General features: G+C 63.6%; 24 protein-coding genes. 4 read left to right on the top strand and 20 right to left on the bottom strand.

The window, feature by feature from the left end; genetic code table 11:
• Nucleotides 1–6: 6 nt before the first annotated feature.
• A complete protein-coding gene (locus PHF15_RS07315; RefSeq protein WP_300120052.1) occupies nt 7–2,400 on the bottom strand; it encodes an LPS-assembly protein LptD in 2,394 nt (797 codons plus the stop codon).
• 71 nt (nt 2,401–2,471) lie between these two features.
• Here PHF15_RS07315 and PHF15_RS07310 point away from each other — a divergent pair, with 71 nt between their 5' ends.
• Nucleotides 2,472–3,551, top strand: a complete 1,080-nt coding sequence (locus PHF15_RS07310) for a phosphotransferase (RefSeq protein WP_300120051.1) — start codon at nt 2,472–2,474, stop codon at nt 3,549–3,551.
• A gap of 58 nt (nt 3,552–3,609) precedes the next feature.
• Nucleotides 3,610–4,359, top strand: a complete 750-nt coding sequence (locus PHF15_RS07305) for a 16S rRNA (uracil(1498)-N(3))-methyltransferase (RefSeq protein ID WP_300120050.1) — start codon at nt 3,610–3,612, stop codon at nt 4,357–4,359.
• Here the strand turns inward: PHF15_RS07305 and PHF15_RS07300 are convergent.
• The 13 genes from PHF15_RS07300 to PHF15_RS07240 all read right to left on the bottom strand — a co-directional run bounded on the left by PHF15_RS07300 (nt 4,349) and on the right by PHF15_RS07240 (nt 17,668).
• Nucleotides 4,349–5,851, bottom strand: coding sequence for a tripartite tricarboxylate transporter permease (locus PHF15_RS07300; protein WP_300120049.1), 1,503 nt, complete (start codon nt 5,849–5,851; stop codon nt 4,349–4,351). The genes PHF15_RS07305 and PHF15_RS07300 overlap by 11 nt on opposite strands.
• Entirely contained in the window at nt 5,848–6,318 is a 471-nt protein-coding gene (locus PHF15_RS07295; RefSeq protein ID WP_300120048.1) for a tripartite tricarboxylate transporter TctB family protein, read from the bottom strand. Before PHF15_RS07295 ends, PHF15_RS07300 begins: the two co-directional genes overlap by 4 nt.
• 66 nt (nt 6,319–6,384) lie before the next feature.
• Nucleotides 6,385–7,371 (bottom strand): tripartite tricarboxylate transporter substrate binding protein, encoded by a 987-nt coding sequence (locus tag PHF15_RS07290; protein ID WP_300120047.1) that lies wholly within the window; start codon nt 7,369–7,371, stop codon nt 6,385–6,387.
• Between the two features lie 134 nt (nt 7,372–7,505).
• Complete coding sequence (locus PHF15_RS07285) at nt 7,506–8,942, bottom strand: sensor histidine kinase (protein WP_300120046.1); 1,437 nt, start codon at nt 8,940–8,942, stop codon at nt 7,506–7,508.
• On the bottom strand, nt 8,942–9,607 hold the full coding sequence (locus PHF15_RS07280) for a response regulator (RefSeq protein ID WP_300120045.1): 666 nt from the start codon (nt 9,605–9,607) through the stop codon (nt 8,942–8,944). Before PHF15_RS07280 ends, PHF15_RS07285 begins: the two co-directional genes overlap by 1 nt.
• A 71-nt stretch (nt 9,608–9,678) precedes the next feature.
• Nucleotides 9,679–10,731, bottom strand: a complete 1,053-nt coding sequence (locus PHF15_RS07275; protein WP_300120044.1) for an AbrB family transcriptional regulator — start codon at nt 10,729–10,731, stop codon at nt 9,679–9,681.
• The gene (gene metW / locus PHF15_RS07270; RefSeq protein ID WP_300120042.1) at nt 10,728–11,321 is read right to left on the bottom strand and encodes a methionine biosynthesis protein MetW; all 594 of its coding nucleotides are present in this window, start codon (nt 11,319–11,321) and stop codon (nt 10,728–10,730) included. The genes PHF15_RS07275 and metW overlap by 4 nt, the downstream gene beginning before the upstream one ends.
• Nucleotides 11,318–12,466 carry a homoserine O-acetyltransferase gene (locus PHF15_RS07265; RefSeq protein WP_300120041.1) on the bottom strand — a complete coding sequence of 383 codons (1,149 nt, stop codon included), beginning with the start codon at nt 12,464–12,466 and terminating at the stop codon, nt 11,318–11,320. Before PHF15_RS07265 ends, metW begins: the two co-directional genes overlap by 4 nt.
• Before the next feature lie 56 nt (nt 12,467–12,522).
• On the bottom strand, nt 12,523–13,818 hold the full coding sequence (locus PHF15_RS07260) for an acetyl-CoA hydrolase/transferase C-terminal domain-containing protein (protein ID WP_300120040.1): 1,296 nt from the start codon (nt 13,816–13,818) through the stop codon (nt 12,523–12,525).
• A 46-nt stretch (nt 13,819–13,864) separates the two neighbouring features.
• Nucleotides 13,865–15,283, bottom strand: coding sequence for an aminopeptidase P N-terminal domain-containing protein (locus tag PHF15_RS07255; protein ID WP_366520587.1), 1,419 nt, complete (start codon nt 15,281–15,283; stop codon nt 13,865–13,867).
• Nucleotides 15,276–16,052 carry a nucleotidyltransferase family protein gene (locus PHF15_RS07250; protein WP_300120038.1) on the bottom strand — a complete coding sequence of 259 codons (777 nt, stop codon included), beginning with the start codon at nt 16,050–16,052 and terminating at the stop codon, nt 15,276–15,278. Before PHF15_RS07250 ends, PHF15_RS07255 begins: the two co-directional genes overlap by 8 nt.
• The gene (locus PHF15_RS07245) at nt 16,049–16,762 is read right to left on the bottom strand and encodes a glutathione S-transferase N-terminal domain-containing protein (RefSeq protein WP_300120037.1); all 714 of its coding nucleotides are present in this window, start codon (nt 16,760–16,762) and stop codon (nt 16,049–16,051) included. Before PHF15_RS07245 ends, PHF15_RS07250 begins: the two co-directional genes overlap by 4 nt.
• A 24-nt stretch (nt 16,763–16,786) precedes the next feature.
• Complete coding sequence (locus tag PHF15_RS07240) at nt 16,787–17,668, bottom strand: PA4780 family RIO1-like protein kinase (RefSeq protein ID WP_300120036.1); 882 nt, start codon at nt 17,666–17,668, stop codon at nt 16,787–16,789.
• Between the two features lie 133 nt (nt 17,669–17,801).
• On the opposite strand from PHF15_RS07240, the gene rarD reads away from it, so the two are divergent.
• Together rarD and PHF15_RS07230 are read left to right on the top strand one after the other, a co-directional pair.
• Complete coding sequence (gene rarD / locus PHF15_RS07235; RefSeq protein WP_300120035.1) at nt 17,802–18,698, top strand: EamA family transporter RarD; 897 nt, start codon at nt 17,802–17,804, stop codon at nt 18,696–18,698.
• The gene (locus PHF15_RS07230) at nt 18,698–19,813 is read left to right on the top strand and encodes a DNA alkylation repair protein (protein WP_300120034.1); all 1,116 of its coding nucleotides are present in this window, start codon (nt 18,698–18,700) and stop codon (nt 19,811–19,813) included. The genes rarD and PHF15_RS07230 overlap by 1 nt, the downstream gene beginning before the upstream one ends.
• On the opposite strand, the gene PHF15_RS07225 is transcribed toward PHF15_RS07230, so the two are convergent.
• The 6 genes from PHF15_RS07225 to PHF15_RS07200 all read right to left on the bottom strand — a co-directional run bounded on the left by PHF15_RS07225 (nt 19,777) and on the right by PHF15_RS07200 (nt 24,688).
• Nucleotides 19,777–20,721, bottom strand: coding sequence for a DMT family transporter (locus PHF15_RS07225; protein ID WP_300120033.1), 945 nt, complete (start codon nt 20,719–20,721; stop codon nt 19,777–19,779). The two genes, PHF15_RS07230 and PHF15_RS07225, sit on opposite strands and share 37 nt — an antisense overlap.
• A gap of 10 nt (nt 20,722–20,731) precedes the next feature.
• A complete protein-coding gene (locus PHF15_RS07220) occupies nt 20,732–20,998 on the bottom strand; it encodes a hypothetical protein (protein WP_300120032.1) in 267 nt (88 codons plus the stop codon).
• Entirely contained in the window at nt 20,995–21,759 is a 765-nt protein-coding gene (locus PHF15_RS07215; RefSeq protein ID WP_300120031.1) for a tRNA-uridine aminocarboxypropyltransferase, read from the bottom strand. Before PHF15_RS07215 ends, PHF15_RS07220 begins: the two co-directional genes overlap by 4 nt.
• Nucleotides 21,756–23,003: a DUF4172 domain-containing protein gene (locus PHF15_RS07210; RefSeq protein WP_300120030.1), complete on the bottom strand. Its 1,248-nt coding sequence runs from the start codon at nt 23,001–23,003 to the stop codon at nt 21,756–21,758. The genes PHF15_RS07215 and PHF15_RS07210 overlap by 4 nt, the downstream gene beginning before the upstream one ends.
• A 109-nt stretch (nt 23,004–23,112) precedes the next feature.
• Nucleotides 23,113–23,493 carry a VOC family protein gene (locus PHF15_RS07205; protein WP_300120029.1) on the bottom strand — a complete coding sequence of 127 codons (381 nt, stop codon included), beginning with the start codon at nt 23,491–23,493 and terminating at the stop codon, nt 23,113–23,115.
• Nucleotides 23,494–23,581: 88 nt separating this feature from the next.
• Nucleotides 23,582–24,688 (bottom strand): crosslink repair DNA glycosylase YcaQ family protein, encoded by a 1,107-nt coding sequence (locus tag PHF15_RS07200; RefSeq protein WP_300120028.1) that lies wholly within the window; start codon nt 24,686–24,688, stop codon nt 23,582–23,584.
• Between the last annotated feature and the right edge of the window lie 86 nt (nt 24,689–24,774).

Here is a 24,774-nt window from a genome sequence, read left to right as displayed (position 1 = left end):
GATGGTTCAATCGTAATTGCTGAAACGGCTGGGCATGCCAGCGGGCACACGCAGGTTCTGGTAGCCGGGAATATTGTCTTTGAGCGACTTGAGCGGATCCACACCCAGCCTGGAGAAACCCACAAACTCCAACTGGAACATGATGCTCTGGGTCGCGCTGGTGCTGCTGGTTTGCATTCGCTCAAGCACAATGCGCCCCAACCAGCATCCCGCATCGTACTCAAATCCCAGCACCCCGTTAACCAGTTGTCTCTCATTGAGGCTGTAGTTGAATCGCCCCACACTGTACCAGCGTCCTTCGCCTTGACCCTGGCCTGGCGCCAGCTTTTGGCCGCGATCACCCCACAAATCATTGAGCGGCCATTGCCAGGCGACGTCAAGCTGTTCACTGGATTCACGCTGAAAGCGGTAGGCCGCCGAGAGGGTGCGGTAGCTGCCCGGACTGTATCGCGCGCTCAGGGTAGAGCGCACGGTCTTTTCGGTGGAGGGGTTGAACTGCACCGTGCCTTCAAAGCCCCAGCGCGGGTCCCAGTTGATGGCGCCGGAGAACAACATGTCGCTGAGACCTTCTGCCAAGGGCAGATCGCTCGGTTGCAAGGTGACGTTCTGATCGCGGAAAAGCAGTCGTTGGGCCACGCCGATACGGGCTGCCTCGGCGCCGGTGGCTGGGTCCAGAAAACGCGAGGTCACCCCCAGCGTGAGCAAATTGCTGTCGGAGATGCGGTCGTTGCCAACGAAGGCGTTCTCGGCAAAGATGGTGGACAAATTGAAGTCGTTGGTGCCCGAGTCGTAGTTGGGCAGCAGACTTTGGTCGCTGTAGGGCGTGAAGACATAAAAGGCGCGCGGCTCCAACGTCTGGCGCAGGCTGCGGTCAAACAACCGCGTGTCGCGCTCGTACACCAGGCCGCTGTCGAGGCTGAAGGTCGGCAACATGCGGCGCGCGGCAGTGTCGCCATTGGAAAGCGGCGTCTCGAACTGGTATTGCGTGGCGTGCAACTGCAGTTTGGGTGTCAGGTAGCCGGCCGCCTGGGTGATTGGGTAACTGGCCTGCATCACGCCAAAAGCGCGCTGGCCATTGGCCTGGTTGGTGAGGGTGGTGTCTGACTTGAAGCGGGTGTAGTCGGCATTGAACGCGTAGTTGAAACCGGCCAGATTGTTGCGGGCGTAACGGGTGCTGAGTTGCGGTAGTCGATCGTAAGGTGGCACGATGGGCGCGGCGTCGTCCTGCAGAGTTTGCCACTTCAGCGTGCGCACCATGCTGTTCCACGCGCCGTTGCCCCACGACAGGGTGGCATCGTTGGCCAGCAGGCGCTGGGTCAGCGAGTCGTCAGTGCGGGAGAAGTCGCGCCAGTAATTGTCGTCGCTGACCCGGTTCAGGCTCAGGTTCAAGGTCGCTCCATTGCGGGTCCAGGCACTGTCGATGCGCCCCTGGTGGTTCAATTTAGCTGCCCAGCGGGTGCTGTCGCGCAACTGGTCAGCGGGCATCCAGTCAAACTGCGCAGTTCCTGAAAAACTTCTTTCAAGATAGCGGAATTCGGTGCCCAGGTTGACGCCGCGTTTGCTCATCAGCGTGGGCGTAAAGGTGGCGTCGCGGTTGGGCGCGATGTTCCAGTAGTAGGGGACGGACAACTCCGAGCCATTGACGGTGTCCAGCCCGATGCTGGGCGGCATCACACCCGACTTGCGCTGGTCGCTGAGCGGAAAGCTGATGTAGGGCACCGGCAACAGCGGCACGCCCTTGAAGCTCAGCAAGGCGCCCGTGGCAGTACCCACATCTTCCTCCTGGTCGAGGCTGATGGTGCTGGCCTTCAAAATCCAGTCGGGCATCCAGCTCGGGCCGGGTAATCGGGGGCAGGTAGTAAAGGTGGCGTTGTGGATCACGGCCCGCTGCTCGTCCAGAAAATCGACCCGGTCGGCCTGGCCATGGGCATTGTTGAGCAAAAAATGGTAGGTGGGCTGATCGAAGAATCCAGCAAATGTATCCAAGCGCAGTTCAAGCAGCGGGCCTTCATACACGTTGCCTGCGCGGTTGATCAGGACATGGCCCCGGGCTTTGGCCAGCTCCGTGGTCTGGTCGTATTCCAGACGGTCTGCCTTGATCACGGTATCACCGCGGCGTAAAACGGCCTTGCCTTCCAGAACCGTCTCCAGATCAGGGCGCCCCGTGAGGCGATCGGCAGCGACAAAGCTGGGCAGACGGCTGCGCGTCTCGGCCGATATCTGCTCCTGCAAAACCAGACTCATTTTCAAATTCAGGGGCTCATCAGGCGCCTGCTGCGCCCCCACCAGCGCCGACTGCAGCAGCGTGACCAGCACACTCAGGCGCAGCGGGCCAACATGGGCGGCAGCGTGCGACACAGGCATATCGAGCATCAAAAAACGCATTTGAACGACGCGCATGAATCGAAAGCGGTAACGGGCATGAAGTGGGCGCGGTAGATCGGTGGTCAAATTTGTAGAATGGATTATCCATGAGCCACGACATTCCCCCCCACACCCCCGCCAGCCCCGCCATCGCCTGGAGCGACGCCGTCCGCGCTGATCAATTCACCCGCTGGCTGGCCGACATCGCCGTCCACCACGGCTTGCAGATTGAGAGCCTGCGCCTGGCTTCGGCCGATGCCAGTTTCCGGCGCTATTTCCGCATCGACGCCCAGAATGGCAGCCGCATCATCATGGACGCGCCTCCCGAAAAGGAAAACAGCGCGCCTTTTGTCAAGGTGGCCGCCCTGATGCATGCCGCCGGCGTGCACGGGCCGCAGGTGCTGGCCTGGGACGAGCCGCTGGGCTTCATGCTGCTGACCGACCTGGGCACGCAGACCATGATGCAGGTCATCAACCGACACGACCCCCAAGCCAATCTGCCGCTGTATCTGCAGGCTGTGGACGCGCTCATTGCCTGGCAACTGAGCTCCCAACCCGGCGTACTGCCGCCCTATGACGAAGCGCTGCTGCGCCGCGAGCTGGAATTATTTCCCGACTGGTACATCAGCCGGCACAAGGGTGTGGTCATCGACGACGCCATGCGCCAGACGCTCGACAAAAGTTTCGACGAGATCATCGGCCAGAACCTGAGCTGGCCCAGCGTTTTTGTGCACCGCGACTTCATGCCGCGCAATCTGATGGTCTCCGGGCCGGGCAGCCTGGGCGTGCTCGACTTCCAGGACGCCGTCTATGGCCCCATCACCTACGACATTGCCAGCCTGATGCGCGACGCCTTCCTGAGCTGGGACGAAGACTTTTGCCTGGACGTGACCATCCGCTACTGGGAAAAAGCCCGCCAGGCCGGCCTGCCGGTGGGCGACGACTTTGGCGAGTTTTACCGTGGCGTGGAGTGGATGGGCCTGCAGCGTCACCTGAAAGTGGCTGGCATCTTTGCCCGTCTCACGTTGCGCGACGGCAAACCCCAGTACCTGGCCGACTCGCCGCGTTTCATCACCTACATCCGCACCACCTGCGCCCGCTACCGTGAGCTCAAACCGCTGTTGCGGCTGGTGGAAAAGGTCGAAGGTATCGAGATGCCCAACGTGTTTGGTTTTGGGCGGCCATAAGCCAAACCATGCGCCAGACCCATACCGAAATAAGTACAAAAACCTCGCCATCTTGTCCATGCCCCGTTTTTACTGCCCTACACCCTTGACTCCTGGCGACCTGATTGACTTGCCTGCCAGCGCCGCGCGCCATGTGCAGGTGCTGCGCCTGCAGCCCGGTGATGTGATCACGCTGTTCAACGCCGGGCCGGAGGTGCCCGGGTCAGGCGGCGAATATGAAGCCACCATCACCCAGATGGGCCGCAGCCATGTGCAAGTGCAGGTGGGGGCGCACACACTGGTAGAGCGCGAAGCCGCCCTGCAGGTGCACCTGGCGCTGGGTATGCCGGCCAACGAGCGCATGGACTGGCTGGTGGAAAAAGCGACTGAATTGGGCGTGGCCAGCATCCAGCCGCTGATGACCGAGCGCAGCGTGTTGCGCCTGAGCGGCGAGCGCGCCGACAAGAAACAGGCGCACTGGCAAAATGTGGCGGTGGCGGCCTGCGAGCAATGCGGCGGCAACCGGGTGCCGCGCGTGCACGCGATAGTGACACTGGCGCAGTGGCTCAAGACGCCAGCGCCGCTGGACGCTGCGCAGCATAAGCGCCTGTTGTTGTCCTTGCGGCCCGAGTCGGTGGGCTTGCGCGATGCGGCCCACGCCAAGGCGTCAGACATCACTTTCTTGTCCGGCCCCGAAGGCGGCTTGAGCCCTGCGGAGGAAGACGCGGCGCTGGCTCAGGGTTTTGCCCCGGTGACGCTGGGGTCGCGCGTGCTGCGCTCGGAGACCGCGGCCATTGCGGCCGCGGCGGCGCTGCTGATCAGCGGCTGACTTTCAGTTGACTCCAGCGGCGGTACAGGGGCGGCACCAGCAGCATCGCCACCACGCCGATCCACAAGCCCTTGGAAATGGCGCTTTCCATCAAAATGCCCAGCTCGCCGTTGGTGATCGACAAGGCGCGGCGCAGGTTTTGCTCCATCAAATCGCCCAGCACAAAACCCAGAATCAGCGGCGCCATCGGCACGCCGGTCTTGCGCAACAAATAGCCAGCAATACCCAGGCCGCCCATCAGCATCAAATCGAAGGTGGTGGCGTGCACCGAATACACGCCGACCGCGCTGATGGCCAGAATGCCCGGCACCAGCAGCCAGTTGGGCACCAGCAAAATGCGTGTGAAAAGGCCCACCAGCGGGATGTTGATGAGCAGCAGCAGGATGTTGCCGATGAACATGGAGGCAATCAACCCCCACACCAGTGCCGGCTGCTGGGTGAACAGCGCGGGGCCTGGTGTGATGTTGTAGAGCGACAGCGCCCCGATCATCACGGCGGTGGTGCCCGAACCCGGCACACCCAACGTGAGCATGGGAATGAACGAGCCGTTGGCGGACGCGTTGTTGGCCGCCTCGGGTGCGCAGACGCCACGAATGTCGCCCTTGCCAAAGGTGCCGTCCTGGTCGCTCATGCGTTTTTCGACGGTGTAGGCCATCGCGCTGGCAATCGTCGCCCCGGCACCGGGCAGCACGCCGACGACAAAACCGATCAGCGCCGAGCGCACGGTGCACCACCAGGTGAGCGCCATTTCTTTCAGGTTGAACAGGTTGCGCCCGGTGGCGCGAATCAGGCCACTGGTATTGGCCTGGTGCTCCAGCATCAACAGGATCTCGCTGACAGAAAACAGGCCGATCACGACCACAATGAACTGGATGCCGTCGCTCAAGTGCACGTTGTCGCCGGTAAAGCGGTACACGCCCGAGTTGGAGTCCAGCCCCACGGTGGACAGCGACAGGCCAATGACGGCAGCAAGAACGGCTTTGAGGGGCTGGTTGCCCATCAGCCCGGTGATGCAGGCAAAGGCAAAACACATCAGCGCAAAGTATTCTGCCGGACCAAAGGCCAGCGCCCAGCGCGCCAGCAGCGGCGCGAACAACACGATACCGATGGTGGCAATGGTCGAGCCGACGAAGGAGCTCCAGGCCGAAATCGACAGCGCCACGCCGCCCTGACCCTTGGCGGCCATGGGGTGGCCGTCGATGGCGGTCATGATGGCGCCCGCGTCACCCGGCACATTGAGCAAAATGGAAGAAATTCGCCCGCCAAATTCGCAGCCGATGTAGACCGCCGTGAGCAGGATCAGCGCGGTCTCGGGCGGCAATTTCAGGGCAAAGGCCAGCGGCATCAACAGCGCCACGCCGTTGATCGGACCCAGGCCCGGCAGCATGCCGACGATGGTGCCAATCAGCGCGCCAATGGCGGCGACCAGCAGGTTCATTGGCATCAGCGCAACGCCAAAACCTTCAGCCAGATGTTGCAAGGTATCCATCAACGCCCTCCCAGCAGAAACGACAGCACACCGGTGGGCAAAATCACATCCAGCAGCTTGTCAAACAACACATAGAAACCCAGGCCCATCACCAGGCCACCGATCAGGCATTTTTTCAGCGTGCCGCCAAAGGCCATGCCCACCGGCACGGCCATCAGCGTGGTCGCCAGCCAGAAGCCCAGCGTCCGGAAAAGCGCGCCGTAAACCATGACGCTGACCGCGCACATGGCTACGGCTTTCCAGTCCAGCGGCGAAGTGGCCACCAGCACCGGGGTGTTTGACGCCACAGCCTGGGTCTGGCGTTTAAGCAACAGCCAGACGCCCACCAGCCCCAGCATGGTGGCCAGCAGCGTCGGAAAGGCGCGCGGCCCCACCGGTTCGTAAGAAATTTCGGCGGCATAGCCGTGCGCTGCCCAAGCCATGGCCGCAGCCACAACCAGGCAGATCGCGCCCAAGATGCGATCACCCATGATGTCCCCTCAAAAAAGTAACTGCCAGCGTTTTTTTGTCAGCGCCAACAGTGGATCCGGCGTGAATTACTGGGCAACCTTGAGGTTGAAGTCTTTGGCCTGCTGGCGGTAGGCAGCCATGCGGTCCTTGATGAAGGCATCCAGCGGCTTGCCGGTCATGGCGAACTTGAACATGCCGCGCTCGGCGCGCAATTTGTCGTAGGCCGGTGTGGCCATCATCTTGGCAAAGGTGTCGCTCCAGACCTTGAAGTCGGCATCACTGACCTTGGGGCCCATGAAGAAACCGCGAATGATCGGCCACTGCACGTCATAACCCTGTTCTTTCATGGTGGGCACGGCAGCCAGCGAACCATCCAGACGCTTGTCGGCCAGGATGGCCAGCACGCGGATCTTGGAGCCGGCCTTGATCTGTTCTTCGGCTTCAGATGCATCACCCGAGTACACCTGCACATGGCCGCCTTGCAGCGCGGTGATGGCTTCGCCGCCGCCTTCAAAGGCCACGAAGCGCATGGCCTTGGGGTCGAGCCCGGCGGCGCGCGCAGTCAGCGCCGCTTTCATCCAGTCCTGGCTGCCAACGCTGCCGCCGGCGCCAAACACCACCTTGCCCGGGTCGGCCTTGATGGCGGCAACCAGGTCCTTGATCGATTTGAAGGGTGAGTTCTCGGCCACGATCACCGCACCAAAGTCGCTGCCCACGGCGGCCAGCCAGCGCACGTCGTTTTCGTTGTAGCGGCCGAACTTGCCCTGTGCCAGGTTCAGCAGCGAGCCGCCCGAAAAGGCGACGATGGTGTTGTTTTCATCCGGGCGCTGCGCCACGATGGCGTTGTAGGCCACGGCACCGATGCCGCCTGGCATGTAGCTCACGCGCATCGGGTCAACCACGTATTTGCCTTCCAGCAGGGCGGTCTGTGCCAGCTTGCAGGTCAAGTCAAAACCACCGCCTGGTTTTGCGGGGGCAATACATTCGGTCTTGTCCAGCGGGCCCGCCAGCGCGGACAGGCTCATCAAACCGGCACAGGCCACAGCGGCCAAAGAAACATGATGCAGACGCATGAAAAATCTCCTGTAAATGTGTTGAAAATGCCGTTGACCACCGTGCGGCAGCCGCGACATGGGGGTGACTGTAGAGAAAGCCGGCTTTCGGCCGGCTTTCAAAGCACGGCCGCAAAAACTAGGGGAAACCCTAGTTAGGCCATGTCTTGCAGCGGCCACTGCAGCGTCACCGTGAGGCCGGGCACTGCCGGGTCTACGCTGCTGGCGCGCAGGCTTAAAGTGCCGCCATGGCGCTCCACCACGGCTTTGGCAATGGCCAGTCCCAGGCCGGAGCCGTTGGCCTGGCTGCTGCCCCGGAAAAAGCGCTCACCGGCGTGCACCAGCTCGTCCGGCGACATGCCGGGGCCGTTGTCGATGACGCGCAGGACGGCTTGCCGACCACCCTCGCCAGCCGAATCCAAAGGCTCGATACCGGCTTGCACTGTCACTTTGGCCCCCACCGGCGTGTGGTGCAGGGCGTTGTGCAGCACATTGGCCAACGCTTCCTTGAGCAAGCCTGCCTGCGCGTTCACCTCGGCTTGCGCGCCACCCAAGGGCTCAAAACCCAGGTCAATCTGCTTTTGCCGCGCTGCCGGCCAGGCCGAACGCGTGACCTCTTGCGCCAGCGCCACCAGGTCGCAAGTCTCCATGTGCCATTCGATGGTGTCAGCGCGCGCCAGCGACAGCATCTGGTTGGTTTGCCGCACCGTATCTTCGACCTGCAATTTGATCGCCAACAGCGCCTGCTTCATCAGCGCCGGGTCGGGTTCACGCAGGGCAAATCCGACCTGCGTGGCCAGTGTGGTCAAGGGGGTGCGCAACTGGTGCGAGGCATCGTCCATGAACATCCGGCGCGCTTCCAACGCCTCGCGGTAACGCATCACGTGGTGGTTGATCGCCTCCACCAGCGGTTGCACGTCATGGGCGATGTTGTGGCTGTCCAGCGGGGTCAGGTCCTGCGGGTCGCGCTGCAAGACTTCCTGGCGCAGGCGCTGCAGCGGGCGCAGCGACCAGTTCACGGCGGCAACCAGCAGCAACATACCGGCCAGCAGCAGCAGCACATCGCGCGCCAGCGCTTCCAACACCAGGCGGCGGGTGAAGTCCTGGCGACTTTCCAGGGTTTCTCCAATCTGGATCACCACCTGGCTGGAGTTGGAGCCGCCCGAGAGCGGCTTGGCCAGCGCCCGGGCGTAAGATCCCAGCCGGATCGGCTCGCCGTAATACATGGCATCGCTGAACTGCGGCTGGCCGTTGACCAGCGGCCGGGGCGGCGCGGGCAGGTCGGCGTTGCCGATCTCGACCAGCCCGTCGCCGCTGGCCACGCGGTAAAACACCCGGCCATTGGCGGTCAGCTCAAAAAACTCCAGCATGCGGTAGGGCAGTTCCACCGACAAGCCACCACTGGCGGTGGAGATGTTGGCATCCATAGACTTGATCGCCCCCAGCAGCGAGCGGTCATAGGCGGCATTGGCGGCACCTAAAGCGGTGCGCCAACTCACCACGATTTCCAGCCCCATCACCAGCAGCATGCCGGGCAACAGCACCAGCAGCAGCGTGCGGCGCAGGCTCAGCCGGTGCAGGGCGGACAGCATCAGGCGCTTTCCAGCACGTAGCCCAGACCGCGCAGGGTGGTGATGTGCAGCGGGGTGTTTTCCAGCCTCTTGCGCAGCCGGTGCACCAGCACTTCGATGGCCTCGGGCTGCACATCGACCTCGTCGGAGAACACACGTTCCATCAGGTCGCGCTTGGACAGCGGCTCGCCACTGTGCTGCACCAGGGCGCACAGCGCCGCATGCTCGCGCGGGGTCAGGCTCATGGGCACATGTTTGAGCAGCAACTGCTGGCTGACCGGGTCATACACCAGCGGGCCGCAGGCAAAACGCGGGTGGTCGCTGCCACGCGATCGGCGGATCAATGCCAGCAGGCGGGCTTCGAGTTCGGCCAACTCAAACGGCTTGGCAAGAAAGTCGTCAGCGCCTTCGCGCAGGGTGCTGACGCGTTCGATGAGTGAATCGCGCGCCGTCAGAATCAACACCGGCAGGCGTTGGTCGGCATCGCGCAGGTCGGCCAGCACGTCATGGCCGTCGCGCCCGGGCAGCCCCAGGTCGAGGATCAGCGCGTCGTAACGGGTGGACTTGAGGCTTTGGCGCACCAGCCGGCCATCGTTGACCCAGTCGACCTGGAACCGGCTTTGTTGCAGCGCCTGCACCAGCCAGGTGGCCAACGCCTGTTCGTCTTCCGCCAAAAGAATGCGCATGGGGTGAAGGTGTTGGAGTAGTTGCTGAAGTTTAAGACCTTCGGAAGCCCGGCCTTAACGCGCAGAACCGCTCATTTCTTCGCAAGCCAGGCGGTCACCCTGGGTCCCAACACCAGCACCATCAAAAAACGCACCAGCTGCATGGCCATGACAAAGCCGGCATCGACCGCGCTGGTGGCCGCAATCACCACCACCGAATCCGCGCCGCCCGGGCTGGTGGCCAGGTAGGCGGTCAGCGGCGCCACACCGGCCAGCATCACCAACAGCAGCGCCAGCACCAGGCCCAGCCCCATCAGGGAAGCAATGGCCGCCAACACCATGGGCAGGACCTGCCAGGCGTGCAGCAGGATGTCGCGGGTAAAACGCAAACCCACGCTCCAGCCGATTACGGCGTAAGCCAGCACGAGCAAGGCGGCCGGCAACTCGATCACCAAAACCCCCAGCGCCTGCAAGACCGTTCCACAGACCAAAGCCAGCACCATGCCACCGGCCGGAATGTGCCAGCGCTGCGCCGCCGCCGCGGCCGCCATGACCAGCAGCAAGGTGGCCCCCAGGTGGTACAGGTGCTGCAAGTCGGTGGCCGGGTCGGGTGCGGCTGCCACAGCAGGCATGGCCGTGACCGTCATCGCCAGATGCGCCACGCCGGCTGCCACGGCCGTGACCAGCACGACGCGGGTGTACTGCATGAAGGCGACCAGGCGCATGTCAGCACCGTAACTCTCGGCCATCAGCACCATGGCTGAGGCCGCGCCCGGCGCAATGCCCCACAGCGCCGTGGTGCCGGGCAACACCTTGCGGCGCACCAGCAACCAGCCGAGCAGACCACCGGCGCCGATCACCAGCAGGTTGATGCCCAAAAACAATGGCCAATCCGCCAGCACCTTGGTGAATGCCGGGGGGCGCATGCTTTGCGCCATCAGGCAGCCCAGCACCGCTTGCGCCAGCATGAAAAAAGGCTTGGGCAAATCCATCTCGCCCCATTGCACCGACATCAGGATGGCTGCCACCATACAGCCCAGCAACACCCCGGCGGGGAAGTGCAGTGCCTGCAAAGCGCCGCCCAGCAAGCCGCTGACCAACAGCAGGACCAGCCAGCGCCAACGCCGCGGGATGACTGGACTCACCGGGAGAGCGTGTACACCGAGGTACCGGCCAGCAAATTGGGCAACAAGCGCACCACCTTGCCGTCCTGCAGGCCAAAGCTGTCTTGCACCAACAGGCCGTTGCGGCTGGCCAGCACACCCAGGTCGGCGTGGGTGCCGACGAGAATGTTGGGCGTGTCGAACCACTGGTAAGGCAGGCGCTTGGTCACCGGCATGCGCCCGCCCAGCACGCTCAGGCGATTCGGCCAGTGGGCAAAATTGGGGAAGGCCACAATGCCCAGGCGCCCCACGCGCACGGTTTCAAGCAGCATCACTTCGGCATTGCGCAGGTGTTGCAGGGTGTCGATTTGCAGCACCACGTCAAAGCTGGCGTCCTCGAAGGTGGACAGGCCTTCGTCGAGGTTGAGCTGGATCACGTTGACGCCGCGCTTGACGCAGGCCTGCACATTGGCATCGTCGATCTCGATGCCGTAACCGCTGCAGCCGCGCGCCCGAATCAAATGCGCCAGCATGGCGCCGTTGCCGCAGCCCAGGTCGAGCACGCGCGAGCCCGCCGGCACCAGTTCGGCAATGGCCAGTTGGGTGGCGTTGACCCTGGCGTTGGCGCTCATGCGGCCTCCCCCGCTGGTTTGACCACGTTGTTGAAGTAAGACCGGATGACGCCCGTGTAGCGGGCATCGTCGAGCAAAAAGGCGTCATGCCCGTGGGGCGCGTTGATCTCGGCGTAGCTGACGTCGCGCTTGTTGTCGAGCAGCGCCTTGACGATTTCGCGGCTGCGTTTGGGGGCAAAGCGCCAGTCGGTGGTAAAGCTCACCAGCAGGAATTTGGAAGTGGCCCGTGACAGCGCCTGACTTAAATTGCCGCTAAAGCGGCGTGCCGGGTCGAAGTAGTCGAGCGCGCGGGTGATCAGCAGGTAGGTGTTGGCGTCAAAGTACTCGGCAAACTTGTCGCCCTGGTAACGCAGGTAACTCTCGATCTGGAACTCGGCTTCCAGCGTGCTGTAAAAGAAATTGCGGTCCTGCTCGCTCTGGCTGGTGGCAATGAGCTGGCGGCCGAACTTCTCGTTCATCACGTCGTCGCTGAGGTAGGTGATGTGGCCAATCATGCGGGCAATACGCAGGCCGCGCTTGGGCAGTGTGCCATGCTCGTAAAAATGGCCGCCATGAAAGTCGGGGTCGGTCTGGATGGCGCGCCGGGCCACTTCGTTGAAGGCAATGTTTTCTGCCGTGAGGTTGGGCGCGCTGGCAATCACCACCGCGTGTCGCACCCGGTCCGGGTACTGCAGCGCCCAGCTTAGCGCCTGCATGCCGCCCAGGCTGCCGCCCATGACGGCGGCCAATGTCTGGATGCCAAGCGCATCCAGCAAAAGGGCTTGCGCATTGACCCAGTCTTCGACCGTGACCACCGGAAAGTCGGCGCCATAGACGCGTCCGGTGTCAGGGTGGGTGTGCATCGGGCCGGTCGAGCCAAAACACGAGCCCAGGTTGTTCACGCCGATGACAAAAAACTGCTCGGTGTCGAGCGGCTTGCCCGGCCCGATCATGTTGTGCCACCAGCCTTCGGACTTGTCCTGGCCGGCGTAGGTGCCGGCCACGTGGTGCGAGGCGTTCAGCGCGTGGCAGATCAGCACGGCGTTGGATTTGTCGGCGTTGAGCGTGCCGTAGGTCTCAAAGCTGAGGTCGTAGTCCCGAATCGAGGCCCCGCTTTGCAAAGGCAAGGCGGCAGCAAAATGCATGGACTGGGGTGTGACGTTCATAGGTTCAAGGCAGGACTCGCTTCAAGTATAAAGCGCCCATCCCCCTTGGCCGACCGTTACAGCAGGTTCAGTCGGCGCGCGCCTTCGGTGAGTTCGGCGCGGAAATTCGGGTGCGCAATGGCGATCATTTCCTGCGCGCGCTGCCTGGCTGATTTGCCGCGCAACTGGGCCACGCCGAATTCGGTGACCACGTAGTTGATGTCATTTTTTCCGGTCGTGACGTGGGTGCCCGGCGTCAGGGTGGGCACGATGCGCGTCAAAGCGTCGTCCTTGGCGGTGGCGGGAAGCACGATGAAGGACTTGCCATCGCGCGAACGGTTGGCGGCGCGCACAAAGTCCACCTGGCCACCGCTGCCCGAGTAAGGCACCGGCCCCAGGCTTTCCGAGCCACACTGGCCCAGCAAATCGATCTGCAGCGTGGCATTGATCGACACCAGTTTGTCGTTTTGCGCTGCCAGGTAGGGGTCGTTGGTGAAGTCTGCGGGATGCATCTCCAGCGCCGGGTTGCGTTCCATGAACTGGTACAGTTTTTTGGAGCCGAGCGCGAAGGTGGCCACCATTTTTCCGGGCAGGTAGTTCTTCTTGCGGTTGGTAATGGCGCCGCTTTCGATCAGGGTCAGAATGCCGTCGCCGATCATCTCGGTGTGGATGCCCAGGTCGTGTTTGCCCGCCAGTTGCATCACCACCGCGTCGGGAATGCCGCCATAACCAATCTGCAGGGTCGAGCCATCGTCGATCATGTCGGCCACGTATTTGCCAATGGCTTGTTGCACCGGGCCAATTTTTGGCAAGCCGACTTCCATCACGGACTCGCTGCTCTCCACCAGGGCGCTCACCTGGGAAATGTGAACGTGGCAATTACCGTAGGCAAACGGCACGTTCGGGTTGACTTCGAGCACGACGGCGCGCGCCTTCGCCACGGCTGCCATGGTGTAGTCGGCCCCCAGGCTGAGCGAAAAAAAGCCCTTCTCGTCCATCGGCGAGGCCATCGTCAAAACAACATCGGCCGGGATCTGGCCGCGCTGGATCATGACCGGGATGTCGGAGAAACTGCAGGGAATGAAATCGATCGCCCCGCTTTGCCCGCCCTTGCGTGACGCGGCACCAAAAAAGAAGGCCATGTGTCGCACATGGTCCGCAGCCTCGGGGTCGAAATAGTCAAATTTGCGCACCGCCAGAATCTGCGCCACCTTGATGTCCTGGAAGCGGCGGTGCTGCTTCGACAGGGCCGTCAGCAGCGCCGGCGGCTCGCCAACGCCGGTGGGCACGATGATGAAGTCGCCGTTGCGCAATTGAGCCAGGGCATCGTCCGGGGAGCAGCGTTTGCTTTGGTACAGGGTTTGAAATGACATAGGGCCTGACATGTTGAACGGGGTGGGGAAAATTGTGGATGCGCTCTCAGGCGCGCATCAACGCCTCAATGTCAGCCACGCCTACCGGCACGTCGCGGGTCAGCAGCGTGCAGCCGCCCTCAGAAACGATGGCATCGTCTTCAATGCGGATGCCGATGTGGTGAAAGTGCTCGGGCACCCCGTCTGCCGGGCGCACGTAGAGGCCGGGCTCGATGGTCAGCGCCATGCCGGCTCGCAAAATGCGCGCCGGGCGGTCTTTGATGGTGTCGCCGGTGAGCGCATCCTTGCGTGTGGTCACCTGGCCAATTTCGCCAGGTTCGGTGTAGTCGCCGCAGTCGTGCACGTCCATGCCGATCCAGTGGCCGGTGCGGTGCATGTAAAACTGAAAGTAGGCGCGTTTCTCGATCACGTCGTCCAGGCTGCCGACCTTGTTTTTGTCGAGCAAGCCCACATCGAGCATGCCTTGCGCCAGCACCTTGACCGCCGCGTCGTGCGGGTCGGTAAAGCGCGCACCGGCTTTGGTGGCGGCTATTGCCGCCTCCTGAGAGGCCAGCACCAGCTCATACAGCGCGCGCTGCGGCCCGGTAAAGACGCCATTGGCTGGAAAGGTGCGGGTGATGTCCGAGGCATAACCGTCCAGCTCGCAGGCGGCATCGATCAGCACCAGCTCGCCGCCCTTGACCAGGCCGCGGTCGGCGCGGTAGTGCAACACGCAGGCGTTGGCACCGGCCGCCACGATCGAGCCGTAGGCGGGGGATTGCGCGCCGTGGCGTCTGAATTCGTGCAGCAGTTCGGCCTCCAGGTGGTATTCGCGCACCTCCTGGCCGGTGCGCAGCATGTTGGCGCTGAGCTGCATGGCGCGGATGTGGGCGGCGCCACTGATTTGTCCGGCGCGCAGCATGGTGGCTTGCTCATGGGCATCCTTGACCAGCCGCATCTCGTCGAGCACGCCGCACAGGTCGTGCTGCGTTTTCGGACACAACGCGCCGTAGCGCACGCGGGCGCGCAGGGCGCCCAGCCAGCCGTCGAAGCGCGTCTCCAGCCCCTTGTGGGTGGCAAACGGGAACCACACGGCATCGCGGCCGTCGATCAGGGCGGGCAGTTTGGCATCGAGTTCGGCCACGGAATAAGCCGCCTCCAACCCCAGTTGCGCTGGCGCGTCGGTCGGCCCAAGCCGGTAACCGTCCCAAATTTCGCGCTCCATGTCCTTGGGCTGGCAAAACAGCGTGGATTTGCCGTCGCCCGTCACCACCAGCCAGGCCTTGGGCTCGGCAAAACCGGTCAGGTAATAAAAATAGCTGTCAGGGCGATACGGAAAGTCGCTGTCGCGGTTGCGCTGCTGCTCGGGTGCGGTGGGCAGGATGGCAATGCCGCCTGCGCCAATTTGTTGGGCAAGCCGGGCGCGGCGCTGGGCGTAAATGGCGTTAGTGTTCATGGCGATTTCTTGATGGGTGAGATTAGACATTGAGTTCTGCCAGCCGTTGCGGTGTGCCGACATCGGTCCAGGGGCCGGTGTACAGCTCGGCTGACACCCGGCCCTGGTCCATGGCGCGGCGCAACAGCGGCGCCAGCGGGGCTTTGAGGCCTTGCGGATTGCCTGTAGCGATGTCGCACCAAGGCGGCTCGAACAGGGTGCGGCGGTACAGGCCGATGGTGGAAAAGGTGTGGCGCGGGCGCGGGTCGCCATTGCTCAAATTCAGCGCCAGCGCCAGAGCGCCATCCGCTGCAGCTTGCAGGCCAAAGTCGCCAGCCGGATTGTGCGCCGGGTTGGGCACCAGCCACAAATGGGCCAACAGGCCGCTGGCAATAAATCGATCAATTGCCGCCTGACTGAATTCAAAGCCGGGCGTGAACACATCGGCCGCCAGCACCCAGAACACCTCACCCAGCAGTGGCAGCGCGCGCACGATGCCGCCGGCGGTTTCCAGCGCGCCGCCAAAGTCGCGCCCTTCGTGCGAGTAGCGCAGGGCCAGGTCAGGTTGATCAGACGCAGCTTCAGGCCCAAATGGACCGCCGAATTGCGCAACGATCTGTTCCCCCAGCCAGTCGGTATTCACCACCACTTGCCGGCAGCCACCGCGCTCCAGTGCTTCCAGATGCCACTGCATCAGCGGCTTGCCCTGCACCGCCAGTAGCGGCTTGGGGCAGGTGTCGGTGAGCGGGCGCATGCGCTCGCCCCGGCCCGCAGCCAACAGCATGGCGCGGGCCGGGCTCAGGGGCGCCAAGGTGTTCATGAACCAGGGGGGCGCTGCGGCACCAGCAGCCCGCGCTGCACGGCGGGCCGCGCCACAAACGCCGCCAGCGCCCGCGTCACATGGGCAAAGTCGTGCATGCCCACCAGATCCCCGGCGTGGTAGCGCTCGATCAGGTTGCGCACCCACGGAAAGATGGCGATGTCGGCAATGGTGTAGTCATCACCCATGACCCAGGCGCGGTGTTCCAGGCGCTGGTTCAGCACGCCCAGCAGGCGTCTGGACTCAAGCGCGTAGCGGTCGCGCGGGCGTTTGTCCTCGAAGTCCTTGCCGGCAAAAATCGTGAAGAAGCCCAGTTGGCCAAACATCGGGCCAATGCCGCCCATCTGGAACATCAGCCACTGGATCGTCTGGTAGCGCGCGGCGGCGTCAAGCGGCAGGAATTGCCTGGACTTTTCTGCCAGATACAGCAGGATCGCACCGGACTCGAACAGTGCCAGCGGCTGGCCGCCCGGGCCGTTGGGGTCGAGGATGGCCGGTATCTTGTTGTTGGGAAAAGTGGCGATAAATTCGGGCGAGAGTTGGTCACTGGTCTCGAAATTGACCAGATGCGCCTCATAGGGCAGGCCGCATTCTTCCAGCAGGATCGACACCTTGACCCCGTTGGGTGTGGGCAGTGAGTAAAGCTGCAGCCGGTCCGGGTGCCGGGCGGGCCATTTGCGGGTGATGGAAAAGGCAGAGAGGTCGGTCATGGGGCTCCTTGGGATCAGTGCGGACTATGTTAGCGCCGACTGCATGCGCAGCCTGCGCGCCGCGTCTTCCGCGCGGGCGTCGTCGATCTCGCGCAGAACCGCCTGCATGTCGACGCTGGCCTGCGCGCGCTCGAAGCGGCCGGTCAGCACCGACTCGTTGGACAGCAAACCTGCCTGGTACAGGTGCCACATTTCGGGGCCAAAGTCGGTGGCCAGCAGCTCAGGCGCAAACTGGCCGAAGAAGTCGCGCAGGTTGGCCACGTCGCGCAGCAGCATTCGCTGAGCGTGGTTGTTGCCGGCGGCGTCCACCGCCTGCGGCAGATCGATGATGACGGGCTCGTCCACGCCATCGGCACCATCGGCTCCCGGTGTGTGCGCCAGCAAAATGTTGAACTCCGACAAATCGCCGTGCACCACACCGGCGCACAGCATGCGCACCACCTCTTTGATCAGCGTGGCGTGGTGCTTGTGCGCCTGTTCGGGCGTGAAGTCCACATCGTTCAGGCGCGGTGCCGCGTCGCCATTGGCATCGGTCACCAGTTCCATCAGCAGCACGCCGTCGCAGAAGTTGTAGGGCTGCGGCACGCGCACACCCGCGGCGGCCAGTCGGTAGAGCGCATCGACCTCGGCGCTTTGCCAGGCGGCTTCCTGCTCCTGCCGGCCAAACCTGCTGCCCTTGGCCATGGCACGGGCCGAGCGCGAGTTTTTGACCTTGCGGTTTTCGGTGTAGTCCACCGCCTGGCGAAAGCTGCGGTGGGTGGCTTCCTTGTAGATCTTGGCGCAGCGGACCTCGTCGCCGCAGCGCACCACAAACACCATGGCCTCCTTGCCGCTCATGAGCTGGCGCACCACGCTGTCGATCAGGCCCTCTTCGATGAGGGATTGCAGTCTGGGAGGTGGTTTCATTGAGGGGTTTTGCTTTGGGTTTTTACCGGATTGTCGCGCGCCGGCAATGCCACGATGCTGGCCATGGCCTTGGCTCTAGACTCTGTACCTTGTCGCACCCCACAGAACCCAATCCCCTGAGTCTTTTACAGCCATGAATTCTGGTGTGCTTTATGCTGCCCTGGCCTACACCGCCTGGGGTTTGTTCCCGATTTTTTTCAAACAGCTTGGTAACGTCAATGCGTTCGAGGTGGTGCTGCACCGCATGTTGTGGTCGCTGGTGTTTCTGCTGTGTGTGCTGGCCGTTCTCCGGCGCTGGGCCTGGTTGCGCGGTGTAGCCAGCCAGCCGCGGGTGATGGCGGCGTTTGCGGTGTCGGCCCTGCTGCTGTCTGCGAATTGGTCGGTGTATGTGTGGGCGATTCAGAACGCCCATGTGGTCGATGCCAGCCTGGGCTACTTCATCCTGCCACTGGTCAACGTGGCCTTTGGGTTTGCGTTTTTGCATGAGCGTCCACGCCCTGTGCAGTGGCTGGCGGTGGCGGTGGCTGGCGCCGGGGTGCTGTGGCTCACGGTGCAGGCCGGACGGCTGCCCTGGGTGGCGCTGGTGCTGGCGTTCACGTTCGGCATCTACGGCCTGCTGCGCAAGGTGGCAGCGCTGGGCGCGCTTGAAGGCCTGACGCTCGAAACCTTGCTGCTGGCACCGTTTGCCCTGGGGCTGCTGCTGTGGTGGGCCTGGCATGGCCAAGGTGCGCTGGTGCAGGGCGACGCGCCCACCCTGGGTTGGCTGTTGCTGGCCGGACCGCTGACTGCGATTCCCCTGCTGCTGTTTGCCGCCGGCGCACGACGCATTCCCATGGCCACTCTGGGCATCCTGCAATACATTTCGCCCAGCCTGCAGATGCTGCTGGGTGTCTGGCTGTACGGCGAAGCCTTTGACCCCGCGCGCGCCATCGGTTTTTATCTGATCTGGCTGGCGCTGGTGGTCTACAGCCTGGACAGCCTGTGGAACAGCCGCAAGCAGTCGGCAAAACAACCGGTCATCGTGAGCTGATGGCTGAACCGCTCAAAAACCAATACGGTGCCGACGTGCCGCGCGCCATTGCCGCGATGATCTCAAAGGTGCATCCGGCTTTCAACTGCGAGCGCTTTGTGGGTGATGCGCTCGACGGCTATGAAGCACTTGAACTGATGCCGCGCGGCAAAAAGATCGCCCAGGCCTTGCGCCGCCATTTGCCGGACGACTATCCGCGGGCGATGGCGATCCTGCTCGACTCGCTCGACCAGCCCCATGGCCGGGACCCCAACCTGAGCCTGGCCTCGTTTTTGTACCTGCCGCACACGATGTTTGTGGCGCAATATGGTCTGGCGCATTTTGAGATGTCAATGCGCGCGCAGCATGCCTTGACGCAGCGCTTCACCGCCGAGTTCAGCATCCGCCCTTTCCTTGAGCAGTACCCTGACGCCACGCTGCAACAGCTCGAAGCCTGGACGGCTGACCCGAGTCCGCATGTGCGCCGCCTGGTCTCGGAAGGCACACGCCCCCGGCTGCCGTGGGCGCCTCGCCTGCGCCAGTTTCAGGCCGACCCGGCACCGGTGCTGGCGTTGCTGGAACTGCTCAAGGACGACCCCGAGCTGTACGTGCGGCGCTCGGTGGCCAACAACCTCAACGACATCGGCAAGGACCACCCGGCGGTGCTGGCCAGCACGGCCCAGGCCTGGCTGAAAAATGCCCCCGCCGGGCGCGCCTGGATCGTTGGCCATGCGCTGCGCTCGGCCGTCAAACGCGGGGAGCGCGCCGCGCTCAAGGTGCTGGGTTTTGGCAACAAGGCGCAGGTGGCGGTGGGCCACATCCAGATGACTCCGGCCAGGGCGGTGATGGGGGGCTCGGTGCGCATCGGGTTCACGCTCACCAGCACCCACAGCCACGGGCAGCGTGTGCTGGTGGACCTGGCGGTGCATTACATCAAGGCCAGCGGCCAGGCCAGCGCCAAGGTGTTCAAGCTCAAAACCCTGGAACTGGCACCCGGCCAAACCGCAGCTCTGGCCAAGACGCTGTCACTGGCCGAATTGACTACCCGCAAACATTACCCAGGGGTTCACCGGGTGGAGGTGATCCTGAACGGTGTGACTCAGAGCTTGGGGGCATTTGAGTTGCTGAAGCCGTGATAACGCACCAGCCAGCCACCCCCGCTCACCAGCACGATGCCAATGAGCACCGGAATGGCGCCGAGCAAAAAGCTCGCCTCGATCGGCTCCGACAGCAGCCAGGCGCCAAAAACAATGCCAAACAGCGGCGTGAGGAATGAAAACACGCCCAGGCGCGAGGCCAGGTACTTGCGCAGCAGCCAGAACCACACCAGAAAGCTGGCAAACGACACCACCAGCGAGTGAAACGCCAGGCTCGCCCAGACCGCAGGCGTGGGGTTGAAGCGCGCCTGACCGGTCAGACAAGCCCCGGCCAGCAGCAGTACAAAGGCGCCGATGAGCTGGTACAGCAGGGTCTGCGTGGCCGGCGCATTGGACAGGCTGGAGCAGCGCACCACCACGGTGGTGGCAGCCCAGGCCGCACCGCCCAGCAGGCCCAAAAAGTCACCCCACAGCACCTGGCCCGGCAGCGCGCTGGCCGCTGCTGTGCCGCGCCCCAGAAAGGCCATCGCCAGGCCGCCAAAAGCCAGCACAATGCCCAGCCATTGCACGCGGCCCAGCCGCTCGGCGGGCAGTTTCCAGGCCAGGCCCAGCGCGGCAAACATGGGCGCGGTGTACAAAAACACCACCATGTGCGAGGCCGTGGTGTGGCGCAAACCCTCGGCCACCAGCAAAAACTCCAGCCCGAAGAGCAGGCCCACCAGCATGCCGGGGCGCAGCGTGCCGTCGCGCAGGCTCATGCGCTCGCCACGCCATGCCATCACCAGCCCCACCAGCACCGCAGCCACGCCCGAGCGCAGCGCAATTTGCATGATGGGCGCAATGTCGTCGGCGGTGGCTTTGAGCACCACTTGCTGCATGCCCCAAACGGCGCACAGCAACGCCATCAGGGTGATGGCTTTGGCGTCGAGGTCCAGGCGGGTGTTCACGGCCGCACTGTCAGCTGGCGGCGTCCAGTTGGCCCACCAGCGACCAGCCTGCGTGCGGGTTGGTCTTGTCGTTTTCATAATCCCAGACCGCGGCGCAGCGCTCACACACGTAGCGGGTAACGGTGACCGCACCATGGCGGCGCGGCTCCTTGCGGTTGACGCCTTGCATCAGTTCGGCGTGTCCGGGGGCGCGGCGCCAGTTGCGCTGGATGCCGGCGCAGGCATCGCACAGCGCTGGCGTCTTCGATTCGTTGGGGGGGTTCTGGTCTTGGGTCATGGGCTGCTCTTTGTGTTGGAGGTGATTGTCGCTTCGCGCAACCGCTGGTGCGCCGCATCTTCCCGGTCCACCGGCTGCTGGTTTTTGGCCTGCAGGTAGTGGTCGGTGAACACCTCCAGATAAGCGTCCAGCACCTCGGCCGCGTACCGCTCGCCGGCCAGGGCCAGGCACAGGGCGCCCACCTCGGAGGTGCAAAAGTGATCGGTGCGGCTGGATCGGCGCAGGCGGTAGTTGGAGATCTGCTCGGGGTGCAGGCTGAGCACCGGCAAGTGGTTCAGGTAGGGGCTCTTGCGAAACATCTTGCCGGCCTCACTCCAGGTGGCGTCCAGCAGCACAAACAGCGGGCGTTTGGCCAGCTGCCCAGGCGTGGCGGCGTCGGGCAGCAGCGCGGTGACCATCCGCTCGGGCGCCACAAACTCGCCCGGAAACACCACATAAGGCTGCCATTGCGGGTCGGCCAACAGCACCAACAGGGCAGGGTCAACTTGTGTGCGGGCCCAGCCAAAAGCAAAGGTGTCCGCCACCACGTCGGCAATCAGCCAGCCGGTGTTGCTGGGCTTGAGCGGTTCGATGTCAGCCATCAGCAGGCACATGCCCGCGCGCGTGGGCACGCTCGGGCGCAAGTCGCACAGGCAGTGGCTGTGCATCACCCGGCAACCGGGGCAGCGCTCACTGATGCCGCCACGGTCGCGAAAAGGTTTCACGGCGCGCGCCAGGCGGGCCGTGCGCAAGCGGAAAACCGCGTGTGGGGCGTGGGTCATGGGTGGGGTTCTGACACGACTGGCTGAATCCAGCCTGGCACATTGACAGCGTAGCGAGTGGCTTTGCCCATGCCTTCCACGCGCAGCAACCCTTTGGCCAGCAGATCGGTCAGATCCCGACTGGCCGTGGCCTTGGAAGCGCCGGTGATCTTGGCGTACTTGTCGGTGCTCATGCCGCCCAAAAAGCCGCCGCCCAATTCGGTGTTGCCAGCCTCCAGCAAACGGCCCAAAACCTTGTGTTGCCGGGCATTCAGGTCACACGCCGCGGCCTTGATGCGAAAGGCGGACTTGTCCACCGCCTGGCGCACCACCGCTTGCGAGGTGACGCACCCTTGTGTGAACGCCTGCACAAACCATTGCACCCACGATGTCACATCGATGGCGCTGCCGTCGGCCAGAAGCAAGGGTTTGCGCTGGGCCAGATTCAGTGCGTCGTAATAAGTGGCGCGGGTCTTGAGCATCTGGCGCGCCATGCCAAACACGCGCATCTGGGCCACAGTGGCACTCAAGTCTTGTGCCAACATGTCTTGCGCCAGGGCCAGGTCCACCACAGCGCGGCCCAGCCGACCATTGCCATCTTCAAACGGGTGGATCGATTCAAACCACAGATGCGCCACCGCCGCGCGGGCGATGCCATGCAGGCTGGGCGCGGCACCCGCGCGCGGGCGGGTTGCCTCAAACCAGGCCAGGAATTTTTGCGTCTCGTTGGCCACCTGGCTGGAAGGCGGCGCGGTGTAGTGCACCACCTCCCGCCCCATGGGGCCGCTGACGATCTGCATGGCATCCGCGTGGTCGCGCAAGCGACCCACCACGATGCGGGTGATGCCCGATGTGCCGCCTGGAAATAACGCAGATTGCCAGCGACACAAACGGTCCAGGCTCAGCGAAGTCTGGCAGTTGTCAACGGCATCCTGCATCACCAGGACCAAACCCTCCACATCGCGGTCTTGGCCGGGCGCGTCCGCCAAGCCGAGCCGGTGCGCCACCGAAGACCGCACCGACGCCAGATTGAGCTGCTGCCCCTCAATAGCCGCCGTGGCCAAGGCTTCTTGCACCCACAACTCCTGCCGTAGCTCTTGCGCCTGACCCAGACCGATGGCGTCCAGCAGCCCCAGCAACTTGCCCTGCGCCAAGCGCGCCAGGTCCAGGTCAGGCGCGAGGCTTGCCGCGTCAAAGGCCAGCGCCGGCCAAGCGGCCTGCTGCCAGATGGCACCGGGCTGGGTTGGAGAGTTTTGGGTGGACATGAGGCGTATTTTATGCAATACGGCTCAAGAACTGATGCGTATTTTGAGGAATACTCATCATGAATCGGCAGACGTGCTCAAACAGCGGTCAGCGGCAGCGCGCTCTGGTCTATTTGGCAGGCCGGTGCAACGCGCAAAGCTTGTTGCCGTCTGGGTCACGCAAATACGCCAGATAGAGCTTCACCGCCCCGCCTTCGCGAAACCCCGGCGGATCTTCACAAGTGGTGCCTCCATTGGCAACGCCGGCGGCGTGGAATGCATCCACTTGCTCTGCGGACGGCACGTTAAACCCGATGGTGCTGCCATTGCCGTGCGTTGCCGGCTCGCCGTTGATGGGCGTGGTGATGCCAAACAGGCCGGTGGGGCTGCGGTAGAAATAACGGTTCTTGTTGGCGACTCCCGGGCCAATACCCAGCGTGCCGAGCACCGCGTCGTAAAACTTCTTCGAGACCTCAAGGTCATTCGTACCGAGCATCACATGACTGAACATAAATTCTCCGTGGGGGCCCGATGCCGGGCGAAAGGGAAACGGGGGATGGTAATGGATGGCGGGCTTGGGCAATTTCAGAGCCTGGTGCCTAGGCACCATCGCATGCCGGGGCGAGGCTCAAGAACACCCGCAGGCGGGCCAGTTCGGCCTCCAGCGCGGGGCTGAAGGCCGCGTCGCGCGGCGGTTTGCCCGCGACAAAACCCAGGTCGGCGTGCATCTGCCCACCGGTCACCGACACATTGCCCCAGCCTATCACCTGGTCACGCCACAAAAGCGGCAGCGCGTAATAGCCGCGCACGCGTTTGGCTGCGGGTGTGTAGGCTTCAAACCGATAAGCCCAGGCCCACAGATGTTCGAAGCGACGGCGATCCCACACCAGCGGATCGAACGGGGCCAGCAAGCGCACCGCATCATCAGGCGTGTGGCGGCGCGAGGCGGGGTTTTCAGCGGCGCTCCAGTAGTAGGTCTGGCCGTCCACCACGCCATTGGCCAGGCGCACTTTGGCACGCGCCAAGGCGCCGCGGCGCAAGTGCGCCCATTGGGGTGTGCCGCCGCGCAGGTGGCTGATCAACTCGCCTAAAGAGCGCTCGGGCAGCGGCGCGTATTTGTGCACGATGACATCCACCAGCGCGTCCATGGCCTGTTGCGGATCGGGCGCTTCATCCGCCGCCGCCCGCACGGCATAAGTCCGCACGCCACTGACGCGCCCGGCGATACGCAGCAGGCCGCGGTAATGCATGTCATCAAGCAACTGCGTACTGGCATTGCTGGAGCCACCAAACCAGTTGCGCGATTTGCCGTGGGCAAAGTGCGCGTCCACCGCGCGCGGGTGCACCACGTCGTGCGCCTGCACAAAGGCCAGCACCGCGTCCATCTGTTGGCGCCGGGCCGCGGTGAGAGCCGTCTTGGGCGTGCGTGGGTGCATGAGTGCCTGCGTGGCGCGCGGCAAAAAACCGTAGTTGACGAAAAAGTCTTCTTCGATGTCCAGCGCCGCGTAGCGCCGCTCCAGGTCGCCCGCGCAGTAGCCTTTGACGCGGTGGCGCAGCGTGAGGTCTTGCGCCCGGGCCGGTGCGCGGATCGGGTCGGCCTGCACAAAACCCAGCCGGGTGATCGCCTTGGCCAGGGTGGTTGGCGCGAACAGGGTGCGTGCCACGGCGTAGCGCCGCAAGTCGGCGGTGGTAATGGGTTTTGTCACACGGCCTCGTGAAAGATTTCATTGACTTGCATGGCGACCTATCCAATGGTTAAACGTCAAGTCGAATTTACACCGTCAGTGCGCTG

Origin of the sequence: Rhodoferax sp. (assembly GCF_028689295.1) — a bacterium.
In the GTDB taxonomy this organism is placed as follows: Bacteria; Pseudomonadota; Gammaproteobacteria; order Burkholderiales; family Burkholderiaceae_C; genus Rhodoferax.
The sequence above is the reverse complement of the archived record's forward strand: the minus strand, read 5'-3'. Positions and strand labels throughout refer to the sequence as shown.